The sequence below is a fragment of the Streptomyces sp. NPDC001515 genome (genome assembly GCF_053597115.1).
The window spans coordinates 158,069-172,949 of sequence record NZ_JBSFHN010000007.1; the positions used below are offsets into that span (position 1 = coordinate 158,069).

General features: G+C 70.7%; 21 protein-coding genes and 2 pseudogenes. 18 read left to right on the forward strand and 5 right to left on the reverse strand.

Annotation, left to right across the window (positions count from 1 at the left end):
- Positions 1-17: 17 nt before the first annotated feature.
- Together ACWCXC_RS10605 and ACWCXC_RS10610 are read right to left on the reverse strand one after the other, a co-directional pair.
- The gene (locus ACWCXC_RS10605; protein WP_450686280.1) at positions 18-578 is read right to left on the reverse strand and encodes a hemerythrin domain-containing protein; all 561 of its coding nucleotides are present in this window, start codon (positions 576-578) and stop codon (positions 18-20) included.
- Between the two features lie 281 nt (positions 579-859).
- On the reverse strand, positions 860-1,426 hold the full coding sequence (locus ACWCXC_RS10610) for a TetR/AcrR family transcriptional regulator (protein WP_450888039.1): 567 nt from the start codon (positions 1,424-1,426) through the stop codon (positions 860-862).
- A gap of 86 nt (positions 1,427-1,512) precedes the next feature.
- Here ACWCXC_RS10610 and ACWCXC_RS10615 point away from each other — a divergent pair, with 86 nt between their 5' ends.
- The 15 genes from ACWCXC_RS10615 (at position 1,513) to ACWCXC_RS10685 (ending at position 11,302) form a co-directional block, all read left to right on the forward strand.
- Entirely contained in the window at positions 1,513-1,974 is a 462-nt protein-coding gene (locus tag ACWCXC_RS10615) for a nuclear transport factor 2 family protein (RefSeq protein ID WP_450888041.1), read from the forward strand.
- Positions 1,975-2,354: 380 nt separating this feature from the next.
- Entirely contained in the window at positions 2,355-3,215 is an 861-nt protein-coding gene (locus ACWCXC_RS10620) for an SDR family oxidoreductase (RefSeq protein ID WP_450888043.1), read from the forward strand.
- 215 nt (positions 3,216-3,430) lie between these two features.
- Positions 3,431-3,907, forward strand: a complete 477-nt coding sequence (locus ACWCXC_RS10625) for an SRPBCC family protein (RefSeq protein WP_450888045.1) — start codon at positions 3,431-3,433, stop codon at positions 3,905-3,907.
- A gap of 64 nt (positions 3,908-3,971) precedes the next feature.
- Positions 3,972-5,591, forward strand: a complete 1,620-nt coding sequence (locus ACWCXC_RS10630) for a phytoene desaturase family protein (RefSeq protein WP_450888047.1) — start codon at positions 3,972-3,974, stop codon at positions 5,589-5,591.
- 94 nt (positions 5,592-5,685) lie between these two features.
- Positions 5,686-5,841: a DUF6131 family protein gene (locus tag ACWCXC_RS10635; RefSeq protein WP_450686392.1), complete on the forward strand. Its 156-nt coding sequence runs from the start codon at positions 5,686-5,688 to the stop codon at positions 5,839-5,841.
- 173 nt (positions 5,842-6,014) lie between these two features.
- Positions 6,015-6,335 carry a gas vesicle protein GvpO gene (locus ACWCXC_RS10640; protein ID WP_450686391.1) on the forward strand — a complete coding sequence of 107 codons (321 nt, stop codon included), beginning with the start codon at positions 6,015-6,017 and terminating at the stop codon, positions 6,333-6,335.
- Between the two features lie 34 nt (positions 6,336-6,369).
- Positions 6,370-6,822, forward strand: a complete 453-nt coding sequence (gene gvpJ, locus ACWCXC_RS10645; RefSeq protein WP_450686390.1) for a gas vesicle protein GvpJ — start codon at positions 6,370-6,372, stop codon at positions 6,820-6,822.
- Between the two features lie 2 nt (positions 6,823-6,824).
- Positions 6,825-7,574: a GvpL/GvpF family gas vesicle protein gene (locus ACWCXC_RS10650; RefSeq protein WP_450888050.1), complete on the forward strand. Its 750-nt coding sequence runs from the start codon at positions 6,825-6,827 to the stop codon at positions 7,572-7,574.
- Between the two features lies 1 nt (position 7,575).
- Positions 7,576-7,830 (forward strand): gas vesicle protein GvpG, encoded by a 255-nt coding sequence (locus ACWCXC_RS10655; protein ID WP_450888052.1) that lies wholly within the window; start codon positions 7,576-7,578, stop codon positions 7,828-7,830.
- Between the two features lie 6 nt (positions 7,831-7,836).
- A complete protein-coding gene (locus tag ACWCXC_RS10660) occupies positions 7,837-8,538 on the forward strand; it encodes a histone protein (RefSeq protein WP_450888054.1) in 702 nt (233 codons plus the stop codon).
- 6 nt (positions 8,539-8,544) lie between these two features.
- Complete coding sequence (locus ACWCXC_RS10665; protein ID WP_450888056.1) at positions 8,545-9,606, forward strand: SRPBCC family protein; 1,062 nt, start codon at positions 8,545-8,547, stop codon at positions 9,604-9,606.
- Positions 9,603-9,941 (forward strand): gas vesicle protein, encoded by a 339-nt coding sequence (locus ACWCXC_RS10670; protein ID WP_450888058.1) that lies wholly within the window; start codon positions 9,603-9,605, stop codon positions 9,939-9,941. Before ACWCXC_RS10665 ends, ACWCXC_RS10670 begins: the two co-directional genes overlap by 4 nt.
- A gap of 33 nt (positions 9,942-9,974) precedes the next feature.
- Positions 9,975-10,796: a GvpL/GvpF family gas vesicle protein gene (locus ACWCXC_RS10675; protein WP_450888060.1), complete on the forward strand. Its 822-nt coding sequence runs from the start codon at positions 9,975-9,977 to the stop codon at positions 10,794-10,796.
- Between the two features lie 3 nt (positions 10,797-10,799).
- On the forward strand, positions 10,800-11,027 hold the full coding sequence (locus ACWCXC_RS10680; RefSeq protein ID WP_450686303.1) for a gas vesicle protein: 228 nt from the start codon (positions 10,800-10,802) through the stop codon (positions 11,025-11,027).
- Positions 11,024-11,302, forward strand: coding sequence for a gas vesicle protein K (locus ACWCXC_RS10685; RefSeq protein ID WP_450686302.1), 279 nt, complete (start codon positions 11,024-11,026; stop codon positions 11,300-11,302). Before ACWCXC_RS10680 ends, ACWCXC_RS10685 begins: the two co-directional genes overlap by 4 nt.
- 159 nt (positions 11,303-11,461) lie before the next feature.
- Here ACWCXC_RS10685 and ACWCXC_RS10690 read toward each other — a convergent pair.
- The 3 genes and pseudogenes from ACWCXC_RS10690 to ACWCXC_RS10700 form a co-directional block, all read right to left on the reverse strand.
- A pseudogene (locus ACWCXC_RS10690) lies at positions 11,462-11,750 on the reverse strand (hypothetical protein); the annotation flags it as partial.
- A 10-nt stretch (positions 11,751-11,760) separates the two neighbouring features.
- A complete protein-coding gene (locus ACWCXC_RS10695) occupies positions 11,761-12,783 on the reverse strand; it encodes a zinc-binding dehydrogenase (RefSeq protein WP_450888063.1) in 1,023 nt (340 codons plus the stop codon).
- 47 nt (positions 12,784-12,830) lie between these two features.
- Positions 12,831-13,196 (reverse strand): MerR family transcriptional regulator, encoded by a 366-nt coding sequence (locus ACWCXC_RS10700; protein WP_450888065.1) that lies wholly within the window; start codon positions 13,194-13,196, stop codon positions 12,831-12,833.
- 98 nt (positions 13,197-13,294) lie between these two features.
- Between ACWCXC_RS10700 and ACWCXC_RS10705 the strand changes: the two are divergent.
- The 3 genes and pseudogenes from ACWCXC_RS10705 to ACWCXC_RS10715 all read left to right on the forward strand — a co-directional run.
- Positions 13,295-13,615, forward strand: a pseudogene (locus ACWCXC_RS10705) (sugar nucleotide-binding protein); the annotation flags it as partial.
- A 117-nt stretch (positions 13,616-13,732) separates the two neighbouring features.
- On the forward strand, positions 13,733-14,578 hold the full coding sequence (locus ACWCXC_RS10710; RefSeq protein ID WP_450888067.1) for a tyrosine-type recombinase/integrase: 846 nt from the start codon (positions 13,733-13,735) through the stop codon (positions 14,576-14,578).
- Between the two features lie 15 nt (positions 14,579-14,593).
- Positions 14,594-14,878 (forward strand): tyrosine-type recombinase/integrase, encoded by a 285-nt coding sequence (locus tag ACWCXC_RS10715; protein WP_450888069.1) that lies wholly within the window; start codon positions 14,594-14,596, stop codon positions 14,876-14,878.
- Positions 14,879-14,881: the final 3 nt, after the last annotated feature.

Consider the following 14,881-nt stretch of genomic DNA (forward strand, 5'->3'; position numbering starts at 1 on the left):
TCCTCCTCGGGCCGGTTTCAGTCCCGGCCCCGGCCCGTGAGCAGGTCGCGGGCGCGGTCCACGAGGCCGATGCCCGGTCCGATGAGCCTGTTCCCGGGAGGCGTGTCGGGGGCCGAGGGGTGCGGGCGGGTGGGCGCCGTCTTCTTCGCGGCCCGCACCTTGTCACCCAGCTCGTCCAGTTCCTCCGGGGTGCACGAGCGAGCGAGGAGCGGGAAGAGCGTCCCCTCCTCCTCCCGTACGTGCGCGGCGACCTCGAACTTCAGCTTCGCCACGAGGTGGTCGAACTGCGAGTCCCCCGCCGAGAGCCCTTCCAGCTCCTTGAGATGCCGCTCCACGGCCGCGTGCTCCGCGATCTCGCTGTCCGCGAGGTCGCCACCGCCGGCGACCCGGTCGCGTACCGCCGGATAGAGATACATCTCCTCCGCCACGGAGTGGCGCACCAGCTCGATGGTCAGCTGGTCGACCAGTTCCCGGCGCCGGGCGTCGCCGACCGGCTGTCCCTCGATCTGCGCGAAGAGCTCGTCCACCTCCCGGTGATCGGTCGTCAGTTCCGCGATCACATTGCCGCCGTGCCCCATGGGAGGACGCCTTTCCCCGCGTGCCGTATGCGCTGGTGACGGCTCACGCTGCCACAGGCGCCGGTCGCCGGGCGGGCCAACACGCGCGGGGCGGCGCCGACTGGGCGGACTGGCCCAATGACGTCGCGGACCCGCGTTCCGTGGGCGCGCTCGCCGGTCCGTGTTCCGTGGGCGTGCCCGCCGGTCCGCCCGGCCACGGCCGCGACGGACGACACCGGCCCGACGGACGACGCGGCCCGGTGCACGCGACGGGAGCACGACGGCTACGCAGGGCGCGCGCCTCACCCCGCGCCGAGCAGCGCCGCGACGGCCGCGCGCGCGTGGCGGGCCGGGGCGGGGTCGCCGTTGATACCGGCGGTGACGATGGCCCCCTCGGCGAGCAGAAAGACGGGGTCGGCAGCCGGCAGCCCGGCGGCACGGGTCCAGCCCGCGACCTGGTCGTGGAAGGCCCTTTTGTGCGAACGGACTTCGGCCAGCACAGCGTCGGACGACGAGCCGAGTTCACCGTGGGCGTTGATCCAGGCGCATCCCCGGAAGCCGGGTTCCGCGAACCACGCGCCCAGCCAGTCGAAGAGCGCGAGCACCCGCGCGCGGGGGTCCGCGACCCGGTCCACGTACGCGGCGAGGGCCCCCCTCCATCGCTGGTCGCGGCGTCGGAGCACCGCCACCACCAGGTCCTCCTTCGCCGGGAAGAAGCGGTAGATCCGTTTCAGCGGCAGGCCGGACGCCGCGCGGATCCGGTCCATGCCGACCGCCTGGACGCCGTGCTCATAGAAGAGCCCCTCCGCCGCGTCGAGCAGCGCCTCCCGGTCCAGACGGTTCCGCTCGTCGGTGATGGGGGCGGGCATGCGGGGCTCCTTGACATTGAGAACGGGCGTTCCCTACCTTAGGACACTCGATGGAGAACGCACGTTCTCAATGATGGGGAGTCCCCGTGCCCGACGAACGCCCGCCCTACCCGCCGTTCACCCACGAGACGGCTCTCCAGAAGGTCCAGGCCGCCGAGGACGCCTGGAACACCCGCGATCCCCACCGCGTGGCCTCGGCGTACACACCGGATTCGGTCTGGCGGAACCGGGACACCTTCCTTCGCGGCCGCGACGAGATCGTCGCCTTTCTGACCCGGAAGTGGGAGCGCGAGCAGGAGTACGCGCTGCGCAAGACCCTCTGGGCGTTCCACGGGAACCGGATCGCGGTGCGCTTCCAGTACGAGTGGCACGACGCCGAAGGCCAGTGGTGGCGCAGCTACGGCAACGAACAGTGGGAGTTCGACGGGCACGGCCTGATGCGGCGCCGCGAGGCGAGTATCGACGACGTCGCCATCCCCGGGTCCGCCCGACGCATCCACGGCTCCCGGCCCGCGCACGAGCGCGGAGTCGACATCCCGCTGCGGTAGGGCAGCCGCCACGCCTACGGGTGGCACGACGACGGTGTCCGGCCTTCCCGGAGAGGTGCCCCAGCCGTTGAGCCAGGCCGTGCGGGAGCCGCCGTGGGCGGGCTCGTGGGGGTTGTTGTCGATGACCTGGCTGTGGGTCCAGCCGGTGTCACCGGACTCGACGCCGGGATCGGCCGGCAGCCGGGGCCGGGGCGCAGCCGCCGGTGCCGCGCGCCTCCCCCGGGCGGTTTCGCCGCCGGCTCTCCGGGACACATCTCCCGAACACGGCACGGCCGGGGCCGGGGCGCCGGCAGCCGTGCCGCTCCCGGGCGGCCGGGGCCGCAGGTTCACGGTCCGGTTCCACCGTGCCGCACGCCCCCACCCCCGCATGGAGGTCTCCCGTGACCGACCGTAAGCAGGTGCTGAGCGGTCGCACCGCCGTGGTCACCGGGGCCGCTCGCGGGCTCGGCAGGGCCATCGCCGAGGACCTGGCCGGGCGAGGCGTCCGGGTGGCGCTGCTCGGGCTGGAGGTGGACAGCCTCGCCCGGGTGTCCGGCAGTCTCCCGACGCTCTCCCGACACTGGCCCGTCGACACGACCGACGAGGCCGCGATGGCCCGCGTCGCCGACGAGGTGGCCCGTTCCCTGGGCCCGGCCTCGATCGTGGTGGCCAACGCGGGAGTCGCCGAGGCGGGACCCTTCGCCGACTCCGATCCGGCCGACTGGCGGCGGGTCATCGAGGTGAATCTCGTGGGCAGCGCGGTGACCGCGCGAAGCTTCCTGCCGCACCTGTTCGACACGCGCGGTCACTATGTGCAGATCGCCTCGCTGGCCTCCATCAGCGCGGTGCCGATGATGAGCGCGTACTGCGCGTCGAAGGCGGGCGTGGAGTCCTTCGCCCAGTCCCTGCGGGCGGAGCTCGCTCCTCACGGGGTCGGCGTGGGAATCGCTTATCCGAACTGGATCGACACCGACATGATCCGTGACGCCGACCGGTACGCCGTGATGCGGAAGCTCCGTGGCAGCCTGCCTCCGCCCTCGCACCGGACCCGGTCCGCGGAGCAGGTCGCCCGCCGGGTCGTCGACGGGGTGGAGCGGCGCACGCCCGCCGTCTACGTGCCCCGGTGGCTCCGGATCGTCCAACCGGTGCGCGCCGCCCTCCCCGGTACTGTGACCCGCCTGGCACTCCGGAAGGTGGCGCGCTCGCGGTTCGGCTCCACGGGACTGCTCGGGCCCGGTGGCCGGGCGGCGGAGAGGAACTGAGCCGGCGCACGCCTCGACGGTCCGGCAGGCGCGGCCCGGTCGGCCGTCTCGGCCGGCTCGGCGGAAACGAGCACACGCGTGCGAGAACACCGGCACGCCCCGGCCCCGCCCCGCCCGCCCCCGGCGGCTCGGGCCAGGACCGCGCGGGTGCGGGCGCCGGCGGGCGGGCCTAGCGTGGAGGAGAAGCACGCGGCACTCGGGTGAGGGAGGCGCACATGGCCGTCCGGCACCGGTTGATCCGGAAGTCCCCTGCGGAAGTCTGGGAGGTCCTTTCCGACCCCGAGCGGTACGGGGAGTGGGTTGTCGGCGCCGCCGAGGCCCGTGTGGACGCGGGGCAGTGGCCGGAGCTGGGCGCGACGCTCCGCTACGCGATCAGAATCGGACCGTTCACCCTGCGCAACCGGACCGTGGTGCGCCGCAGCGAGCCGACCACCGTCCTCGAACTGGAGGCGGACAGCGGGCCGCTGGGCACCGCCAGGATCGCCATGGAGCTGCGGCCCTGGGGCGAGAACACGCTGATCATCTTCGACGAACACCCCTTGCGCGGTGCGGGAGGCGCCCTGCACAACGGCCTTCTGGACGCGGCCCAGCAAGTGCGGCACCGCGTGATGCTGGGCCGGCTGGCCCGGCTGTGCGAGGACGGCGAGAACGCGCCCCGCCCGGCCGGACGGGCCCGGCCTCGCAGGGCGTGAACCGAGAATCCTCCGGTTCGCCGCCCCCCGGGCGGCGAACCGGACACGGAGTGGGGAGCCAGGTATGCCGGACGCCGTGGTGATCGGGGCGGGACCCAACGGGCTGGTGGCCGCGAACCTGCTGGCGGACGCGGGCTGGAGTGTGGAGGTCCTGGAAGCCGGCGACGAGCCCGGCGGAGCCGTCCGGCACGACCGGGGCGTGGACCCGGAGTTCGCCAGCGACCTCTTCAGCGCCTTCTACCCCCTCGCGGCCGCCTCCCCGGTCCTGCGCGCTCTGCACCTGGAGCGTGAGGGGCTGAGCTGGAGCCATGCCCCCAAGGTGCTCGCCCATCCCCTCCTCGACGGACGCTGCGCCGTCCTCGGCCGTGACGTGGACGAGACGGCCGCGAGCCTGGAGGCGTTCGCTCCCGGAGACGGCGACGCGTGGCGGCAACTGAAGAACGTCTGGGACGCGCTGCGGCCCGGCATCATCGACGTCCTGTTCACGCCCTTCCCTCCGGTCCGTGCCGGAACCCGCCTCGCGCTCCGGCTGCGCGCGGCGGGCGGGCTGCGCCTGGCCAGGACCATGGTGCTGCCGGTGCGACGGCTGGGCGAGGAGGAGTTCCGCGGCGAAGGCGGCAGGCTGCTGCTCGCGGGCAACGCCCTGCACGCCGACCTCGCACCGGAGGCGGCCGGCAGCGGCGGCTTCGGCTGGCTCATGTCCATGCTCGGCCAGACCTACGGCTTCCCCGTCCCCGCCGGAGGCTCCGGGGCGCTCACCTCCGCTCTCGTACGCCGGCTCGCGCGGCGCGGCGGCACCGTCCGCTGCGGGGAGCGCGTCACCGAGGTCGTCGTCCGCGGCGGCCGGGCGGTCGGTGTACGCACGGCGAACGGCGAGGCGGTCCCGGCCGGCAAGGCGGTCCTGGCCGATGTGTCCGCGCCCGCGCTCTACGGCTCGCTGGTGGCCGAGGAGCACCTTCCCGGACAGGTGCTCGCCGATCTGAAGCGCTTCCAATGGGACTTCGCGACGTTCAAGGTCGACTGGGCGCTGAACGGTCCGGTGCCGTGGACCTGCGCCGACGCCGCCCGGGCGGGCACCGTCCACCTCGCGGAGGGCGTGGACGCTCTCTCCCGGTTCGCCGCGCAGATCGCCATGGACCGCGTTCCCGACGAACCCTTCGCCCTCTTCGGCCAGATGACGGCGGCCGACCCCAGCCGTTCGCCGCCCGGCACCGAGGCCGCGTGGGCGTACACCCACGTGCCGCACCGGGTGCGGGGAGACGCCGGGGAAGCGGGACTGAGCGGGAGCTGGGACCTCTCCGAGCAGGAGACCATGGCGGACCGGATCGAGGCACAGGTCGAGCGCCGTGCCCCCGGGTTCCGCGCCCTCATCAGGGCTCGGCGCATTCTCGCCCCGCCGACGCTGGAGAGCATGGACGCCAATCTCCACGGCGGCGCGATCAACGGCGGAACCACCGCCATGCACCAGCAGTTGGTCTTCCGCCCCACCCCCGGCACCGGCCGTCCGGAGACTCCGCTGCCCGGGCTCTACCTCGCTTCGGCCTCCGCTCACCCCGGCGGCGGCGTCCACGGCGCCCCCGGGGCCAACGCGGCGCGAGCCGCGCTGCGCCGGCAGCGCACCGCACTCCTGCCCCACGTCCAGCGCCGGTTGGCCCAACGTGACCGCACGGGCGGGCGGACGTAGCACCCCGCACACGTACCCCGTCGCACCCCGCACACGTACCCCGTCGGCCGACAGCCGCCGGCCCGACGGACATCGAGCGAAGTTGGAGGGCATCATGATCGTTCTCGGCGTCATCCTCCTGGTCATCGGATTCGTGACGGGAGTGTCGGTCCTCTGGACCATCGGAATCGTTCTGCTGGTCCTCGGGGCCATTCTGTGGATTCTCGGTGCGGCCGGGCACGCCGTCGGTGGACGCCGGCACTACTGGTAGCCCCGTCTCCCGGCCACGGCCGTACGCCCCCGCTCACGGCGACATCGCCCGGAGCGAGGGCGTACGAAAGCCCTCTCCTGTGGTGCGTGAATGTCCGCCGTCGTCGTGACCACCCGGTCACGGACAGCTATCGCTCAAGATGCGGGGGCGGACGGAATGGCCAGACTGGCCCTATGGCAGAAGAACGTCGCACCCATGCCGCAAGTTCCCGAACGGCGACGGCCCGTCGCGCCTCTCAGGCACGAGGACCGGTCCACGCGGCACGCGCTGCCTGCGAAAACCTGGAGGCGCTGATCCAGCACCCCACGGAGGGCGTGTCCGCCGTCCGCCGTTCCGACGACGGCTGGTGCGTGGTGGTCGATGTCCTTGAGGTGCCGCGCATTCCGGACACCACGAGCCTCCTCGCCTCGTACGAGGTCCAGCTCGACCGGTCGGGCGAACTCCTGGAATACCGCAGAGTCCGCCGGTACCGGCGGGGCGCGGCCGACGAATGACGCCCCTTCGCTCCCCCAGCCGGAAGGACACTTCATGAGCGCGACCACGTACTCGGACGAGGTGGTGGCCTGCCCGCCGCGCGCCGGAACGCTGTACGACGTCCTGGAACTGATTCTCGACCGCGGCATGGTCATCGACGTGTTCGTCCGGGTCTCCCTGGTCGGCATCGAGATCCTGAAGCTCGACGCGCGCATCGTCGTCGCGAGTGTGGACACCTACCTGCGCTTCGCCGAAGCCTGCAACAGGCTCGACCTCGAACGGGACTCGGGCAGCACCACCGTCCCCGAGCTGCTCAGCGGCGGTGTGGCCAAGACCCTCGGCAAGCGCAAGGTGCGCGGCGTCGTCGAGACCGTGGGAGACACCGTCCGCCATGCGGTGGGCGGGGACGACGACGAGCCCGACGAGGACGAGGAGACGGCGCGTCCGAAGAAGCGTCGCGCACCGGCCCGCAGCACCACGAGTCGGCGTCGGCGGGCGGAGGCGTGACCATGGCGGCCGGCGGAGTGTACGTATACGCGATCACGCGTGCGGGGACGAAGCTTCCGGCGGGCATGGGCGGGGTCGGCTCACCGCCCGCCGTCCTGCGGACCGTCACCGAGGGGTGTCTGGACGCCGTCGTCAGCGACGCGCCGCCCGGGCTGCGCGCCCGCCGCCGGGATCTGCTCGCTCATCAGGACGTGCTGATGCGGCTGGCGAGCGAGGGACCGGTCATGCCCATGCGTTTCGGCATGGTGGCGCCCGACGAGGAGGCCGTTCTGGCCCAACTGGGCGAGACGCAGGCCGAACATGCCGCCGTCCTGACGGAGGTGTCCGGACGCGTCGAGATCAACATCAAGGCTCTGCCGGCCCAGAACGCGCTGGCGGACGTCGTCGCCGAGGAGAGCGACGTACGGCGGTTGCGCGAGACCACGCGCCGGCGGCCCGGATACGAGGCGAGTCTCCGGCTCGGAGAGGCGGTCTCGGCCGCGCTGACGCGTCGCGCGACGTCGGCGGGACAGCGAGTACTGCGTGAGCTCTCGCCCGGGGCCCGCGCGGTGGCCAAGGGGCCGAACGTTCCGGGCTGCGCGCTCAATGTGTCCTTCCTCGTGGACCGCGACAGCAGCGAGGACTTCCTGGCCGCTGCCCGCGACCTCGCGGAAGCGCACCGGGCGCACGTGGACCTGCGCGTCGCCGGGCCGCTCCCCTGCTACAGCTTCGTCGGGCCCGAGACCCGTTCCCCGGCCATGGGCAGAACGTGACATGGGACTGATCACCGGACTGCTCACGCTTCCCCTCGCGCCCGTGCGCGGCGTGGTCTGGGTGGCGGAAAAGCTCAATGACGCCGCCGACCGGGAACTTCACGACCCCGCGGTGCTGCGGACGCAACTGGCCCTGCTCAATCAGGAATTCGAAGCAGGCGACATCACCTCGGAGGAGTTCGAACGCGAGGAGGAACGCCTTCTCGACCGGCTGCACGCCGCACAGGCCGGCCCGCCCAGGAACGATCGAAAGTGACGTGTCATGGATGACCAGACCAAGGTGACCCTCGCCGCCGCGGTGGTGGGCGGCTATGTGTTGGGACGGACGAAAAAGGGCCGGTTGGCCCTGACGGTGGCCACGTATCTGGCCGGCAGGCGATTCGCGCTCGAACCACGCCAGCTCGCCGTGGAGGGAATGCGGCGGCTCGGAGAGGTACCCCAGTTCGCCGAACTGCAGGACCAGCTGCGGGGTGAGGTGCTCGACGCCGGCCGCAAGGCGGTGACCGCCGCCGCGAACCGCGGCATGAACTCGCTCGCCGACGCGATCGGCGACCGTACGGCCCGCCTCGTCGAACCTCCTTGGGAGGACGACGTGGACGAGGACGAGGTGGACGACGAAGAGGCCGAAGCCTACGAGGACGAGCCGGAGCCCGCGTACGAGGACGAGGAGCCCGAGGAGCCCGAGGAGGACGAGGAGCCCGACGCGGACGTCGAGGACGAACCGCCCGCCGCACCCGCCCGGAAACCGAGGAAGACCGCGAAGAAGCCCGCGAAAAAGGCAGCTCCGGCCAAGAAGGCCGCGAAGAAGGCGGCTCCGGCCAAAAAGACCGCGAAGAAGCCCGCGAAGAAGACGGCCGCTGCCAAGAAGGGCGCGGCGAAGAAGACCGCCCCGGCCAAGAAGGCCGCCGCGAAGAAGACCGCGTCCAAGCGCACCGCGTCCAAGCGCACGAGCGGCCGGAGGTAGCGAATCATGGCCAAGACCAGCAACAGGGAGTCCGAGGCCGACGAGGAGCGGACGGAGGAGACGGGGCTGGACAGGCTCCGGGAAGAGCTCTCCGGCTTTCTCAGTGCCCATGTGGACAAGCTCTCCGAGAAGGCGGGCGAGAAGCTGACCAACGTCACGGAGCGACTGACCGACGCGGCGGAGAACGGCGGCGGCCTTCCCGCTGTCGGTTCACGCGTCCTCCAAGGCGATTCGCCGGTGAAGGCACTCGTCGCGGAGAAGGCGAAGGGCGTCAAGGACAACGTCGTGGACAAGGCCAAGGAGGCGTTCGGCGGGGGGAAGGGCAAGCGCAAGTCGGGCGGCGGCAAATCCATGAACATCGTCGAGGTGCTCGACGTCGGCGTGCCCCTGCGCCGGGCCTACGACTACTGGACCCAGTACGACCAGTTCAGCAGCTTCACCAAAGGCGTGCAGGACGTCTCGATGGGCGACGAGATGTCCAGCGACTGGAAGGTGAAGATCGGCCCCTCCGCACGGAGTTTCAAGGCCACCGTCCAGGAGCAGGTGCCCGACGAACGCATCGTCTGGACGTCCGAAGGGGCGAAAGGCACCACGCGCGGCGCCGTGAGCTTCCACGAACTGGCGCCGAGCCTGACACGCATCGTCCTGGTCGTCGAGTACTACCCGTCCGGATTCTTCGAGAAGACCGGCAACCTCTGGCGTGTCCAGGGCCGCCGCATGCGACTCGACTTCAAGCACTTCCAGCGCTACGTCACCCTCACGGAAGAAGAGCCCGAGGGATGGCGCGGGGAGATCCGCGACGGGGAGGTCGTGGTGACCCATGAGGAAGCCATGGAGGACGAGGAGAACGACGGGGACCGGGACGACGGCTACGAAGACGACGAGTGGGACGAGGACGCGGACGAGGACGCGGAATACGAGGACGACGAGTACGAACCGGTAGAGGACGAGGAGGACGAAGAGGCAGAGGACGAGGAAGAGGAGGAGCCCGAGGAGGAGGAAGAAGCTCCGCGCCGCCGGAAATCCTCGTCGCGCGGCAGCCGTAGGTCCGGGAAGGACGCGCGGTGACCGACCTCGACTTCCGACAGTACGAGCAGCCCGTGGCCGGGCCCCAGACCACCAATCTCGCCGACATCCTTGAGCGCGTCCTCGACAAGGGCATCGTGATCGCCGGGGACATCAAGATCGATCTTCTCGACATCGAACTGCTCACGATCCGGCTGCGGCTCTTCGTGGCGTCCGTGGACACCGCGAAGAAGGCCGGGATCGACTGGTGGGAAACGGATCCCGCGCTGAGTTCCCACGCGGCGCGCCATGCCCTGGAGGACGAGAACCGACAGCTGCGCGAGCGTCTGGACGCACTCGAATCCGCCTGCGCGAAAGCGTCTTCGTCCGAGAACTGACCCGCGAACCGACCCGAGGGAGAACAGAGGCACATGGTGGAAAGCGACCCCGGGGTCCCTCCCTCGGAGGGACACGCGTTGTACGTGTACGCGGTCTGCCGGGCCGACGGTCCTCCGCCCATCGACGGATTGCCCGGCGTCACACGCGACGCGCCGGTCCGCACGCTGCCGTTCGGTGCTCTGACGGCCGTCGTACAGACCGTCGCGGCAGCCGATTTCACGGACGAGGCATGGCAGCGCAAGCTGGCGGACGTAACGGAGCTCGAACGGTGCGCGCGTGCCCACCACGAGGTCGTCTCGGCGGTCGCCGCCCACGCACCGGTCGTTCCCCTGCCGATGGCCACGCTGTACCACGGCGACGACAGCGCACGGCGGGCCCTGCACAAGGAATCCGAGCGCTTCGACCTCGCGTTGCGGCGCATCGCGCGGCACGCGGAATGGGGGGTGAAGGTGTACGCGGCCCCCGCCCCCCAGGAGCCCGCACCCGCGGAGAAGGCATGCGCCCCCGCAGGGCGCGACCGCCCCGAGCCCGGCGCCGGACGCGCCTATCTCGACCGCAAGCGGAACCTGCGGGCACGCCGAGAACAGCGGCAGGAGGACTCACTGCGACTGGCCGAGACCGTCCATGCCGCCGTGGCCTCGGTGGCGAGCGCGTCCCGCCGCCTCCGTACGCACGGTCCGGGTACGGAACCGGGCGGCAGCCACAACGTACAGATCCTCAACGCCACCTATCTCGTGGCCGAGCACCGCGCGGCCGAACTGGCGCTGCTGGCGCAGACCCTGAGAGGGCGGACCGGTGCACGGATCGAGTTGTCCGGACCCTGGGTCCCCTACTCCTTCGTCGGGGAGGTCTGACCCATGGCGCACGACGTCGTTCCGTGGGACAACCCCGGACCGCTCACCGGCCCCATCGGCGTGCCTCTGGTCGATCTCCTGGACCGCGTCCTGGCCACCGGTGTGGTCGTGAGCGGTGACCTGGTCATCGCGATCGCCGACGTCCCGCTCGTGCGCGTGTCCCTGCACGCCCTCCTCTCCTCGGTCAGCGAACGCGTGCCCGCCCCCTGGGCGGACGGAGGACCCCTGTGACGTCGTCCCGTGTCGACCTCGACCCGGACCGGGCGGGACGTGACCTCGTCACCCTGGTCCTCACCGTGGTCGAACTGCTCAGACAGCTGATGGAACGTCAAGCGATCCGCCGTATCGAGCAGGGGGATCTGAGCGACGAGCAGACCGACGAGATCGGCACGACGCTCATGCTGCTCGAACAGCGCATGACGGAACTCTGCGAACAGCACGGCGTGCGTCCGGACGATCTCAACCTCGACCTCGGCCCGCTCGGCACCCTGCTTCCCCGTGACTGACGCGGGGCAGGGGCGGGCGGCCGCCCATCCGGCCTCGCTGGCAGCTGATCGACGGCGTACGGGTCCGGGCCCACACGGGTGTCCCATGACGGGTGTTCACCGAGCCTGGTGATCACGGGCTGGGAAGGTCGCGCGGCGGATTGTTGCGGACTCCCTTGGCCTTGCGGGCTCGACGCGCTTGGCCTGGGGGCTCCCGCGCCCGTGGACACGCCGGCCACCTCCGTCGCGGATCCGGCCGGCCTTCTTCACGTCGATATGGACCATGCGTCCGGCATCTGACCACTTCTCGGTCCGGCGGAGCACTTCGATCCTGGCCACGACGTCCGGGCGGGTTGCGGTGGGCCGGCGTCGGGGTGTGGAGAAGTGGTCCAGCAGTCCGCATTCCCCTACAGCGCCGCACGAGGCGTCGTCGGCCCTCGGGAGACAGAGGGGCGTTGCGGTGTGTCATGGGTGATCCTCTAGCGCCAGGGATCGAGAGCGTGCTTGCCGTGGGTGGCGCCGTCCTCGAGTTGCCGCAGGACTTCCGGCCCTTCGGCCAGGGGATGGAGCTGGGGGCTGCCCGGCGGGTAGACGCCGCGGGCGATGAGAGTGCCGATCTCGGTGAGCAACGACTGGTACAGGGACGGGGCTTCGGTTGCGAGTGCACCGACATGCAGGCCCTTGATCGCCGCGTGGTGGGTGAAGACCAGGTCGTGCGTGGTCACGGTGGCATCGCCGGAGGCGGCACCGAACACCACGACACGGCCGGTGAAGGGTTTGGCGACCGCCAGGCTGATGGTGAAGGTGGCCTTGCCCACCGATTCCAGGACCAGGTCGACCCCGGCCCCCCTGGTCAGCCGGGTGATCTCCGCGGTCAGATCGGGATGGCGGCTGTCCAGGACCTCGTCGGCACCGAGCGCTCGGACCGTGGCGTGCTTGGCCGGAGAGGCCGTGGCGATCACACGGGCGCCGTAGTGGCGGGCGAGGCGGACCGCGGCTTGTCCCACGCCCCCGGCAGCGGCGTGAATGAGCACGAGCTCGCCGGTCTTGATCTCACCCAGCGGCTTCAGCGCTGCCAGTGCGGTGGCCCAGTTCAGCACCATGCCGAGCGCTTCGGCGTCGCTCCAGCCGGACGGCACGGGCAGGACACCGGCGGCCGGCATCGTCATGTACTGCGCGAAGGCACCCGGACTCGCTCCGATGACGTGGGTGCCGAGGGGCAATGGACGCTCGACGTCGACACCGACTCCGATGATCTCGCCGGCGGCTTCGAAGCCCGCCACGTAGGGTGCCTGCGGTCCTCCGCCGTAGGTGCCGCGGGTCTGCATGACGTCGGCGAAGTTGACCCCGGCGGCCCCGACACGGATCAGGTATTCACCCGGCCCTGGGGTGGGACGACGGTGGCCGGTAGCGAGGGCCAAGTCCTTGGGCCCCCGGTGCGATTGCTGGATCAGGGCTCGCATCGCCTGGTCAGCAGCATGCTCCCGCTCGTTGATCTCCATGCACCACAACGTAGGACCCTGACACATGTGTCAAGGTCAAGCAGCTCTCAGAGACCGGTGCGACGGGCCTCCCGAAGGTAGGTGTCCAGGGCTGCCTGCTGATCGCTGAGAGCGGCGATGCGTGCCGCGAGCCGGTCGCGATAGTCCTGCACCTCATACAAGAACTCCGCGCACACGGCCTCGGTCCCGGCTGCGGTCCCGTCGGTGAGGCCCGGCAGGACTTCCCTGATCAACCGCACCGGCAGCCCGGACTCCAAGAGCGAGCGGATGACGAGCACCCGGTCGATCGTGGACTGGCAGTAGTCACGAAACCCGTTGCCGAACCGGCCGGGGACTATCAAGCCCTCGTCCTCGTAGTGCCGCAACGACCGCGCACTCACACCGCTGACCCTGGAAGCCTCGCTGATCTTCATACCTGCAGCCAACGCCCGCCCGCACCGCAATCTTCCGGCACGCGCCGCGACGGGGTGAGGTCCCGCTCCGGCGCCAGGCGCCCGTAACGTGAGACCGCATGACTGTGCTGATCATCGGCGGCAGCGGCTTCCTGGGCACCGAGCTGGTACGCCAGGCGGTATCCGCGGGCCGTCGTCCCGCCGCCACGTTCCACTCCCGCCCCGGCGCTCACGACGGTGCGTGGCATCACCTCGACCTCCGCGACCCCCTCCACCTGGAGGAGGCCCTCGACACGGCGGCCCCGATCGCGGTGATCAACGCGACGAGCGGCGGAGCGGACTGGGAGGTCACCGCCGAAGGTGGCATTCGAGTCGCCCAAGCCGCAGCCAAGCGCGATATCCGCCTGGTGCACGTTTCCAGCGACGCGATCTTCTCCGGTATTATCTGCGGTCCTGATCTGGCGCTCGTTGTGTGAGGCACATGGGCTCATCAGTCCGTGTGACTGTGAGATATCTGCTGGTTGTGAGGTACGTCTTGACGATCAGTCATCGGTGTCATGAAGTTCCGTGCTGCATGCGCTGAGTCCCCAGTTGACGGGCGCCCGCTGTGGGTCGTGGTCGATGAGTCGTACCGGCTTCACCATGAGTCCTGCCTGTTCCTGGCCTCGTTGCGGGACACGGGTCGGTCGTTCAACACCGAGAAAGCGTACGGCATCCGTTCCGCTCTGCTGCTGACCTGGTGCTCCGAACGTGGCCTCGACTGGAAGTCGATCACGCTGCTCGACCTGGCCCGGTTCCTGCGTTGGCTGGTGGACGAGCCGCTACCTCCACGCGCCCCACAGCTGTCGTCCCCGCCGCGCTTCCGGATGGAGAAGTCCGCGAACGCGGTGATGACCGGGGTCTGCAAGTTCTTGCGGTTCTGCTCGCGCAATGAGTGGGTGGACGCGGAGCTTGTGGGCCGGCTGTCGGAGACGAAGTACCTGAGCTGGCTTCCGCCGGGCAAGGATGCAGGCGAGGACGGCCAGTTCCGCACCGTGAGGACGAAGATCCTCAAGCTGCCTGAGCCGTCCGAAGAGGCCGTGGAGTATCTACCTCCGGAGGAGGCTGACCAGCTGTTCCAGGCCGCGACGCGGGCCCGCGACCGGTTCCTGATCGCCCTGCTCGGCTGCACGGGAGAGCGGATCAGCGAGGCACTGGGACTACGCCGTCAGGACATGCACCTGCTCAGCGACTCACGGATGCTCGGATGCCGGGTGGAAGGCCCGCACATTCATGTCCGGAGGCGGGCGAACAACGCCAACGGAGCCCTGGCCAAGTCCCGCTTCGCCCGGGTCATCCCGGTCACCGAGGACCTCGCCGGGCTCTTTGCGGACTATCAGCTCGAACGGGACGAGGTCCCCTAGGCGGCCGACTGCGACATGGTCTTCGTGAACCTCTTCCACGCCCCGCTCGGGCGTCCGATGCGCTATGGCACGGCGAAGGAGCTCTTCGACCGGCTGGCGAAGAAGACCCAGCTCAACGCCTGTCCGCACATGCTGCGGCACGGGGCGGCCACGGCCTGGGTCCGCGCCGGCGTCGACGAGGACGTGGTCCAGGACCTGATGGGGCACGTCTCCCGGTCTTCGCTGACTCCTTACCGGCACGCCAGTGACGCGGACAAGCGGGCGGCAGTAGAGCTGGTGGCAGCAGGGAGGCACTCGTGACCA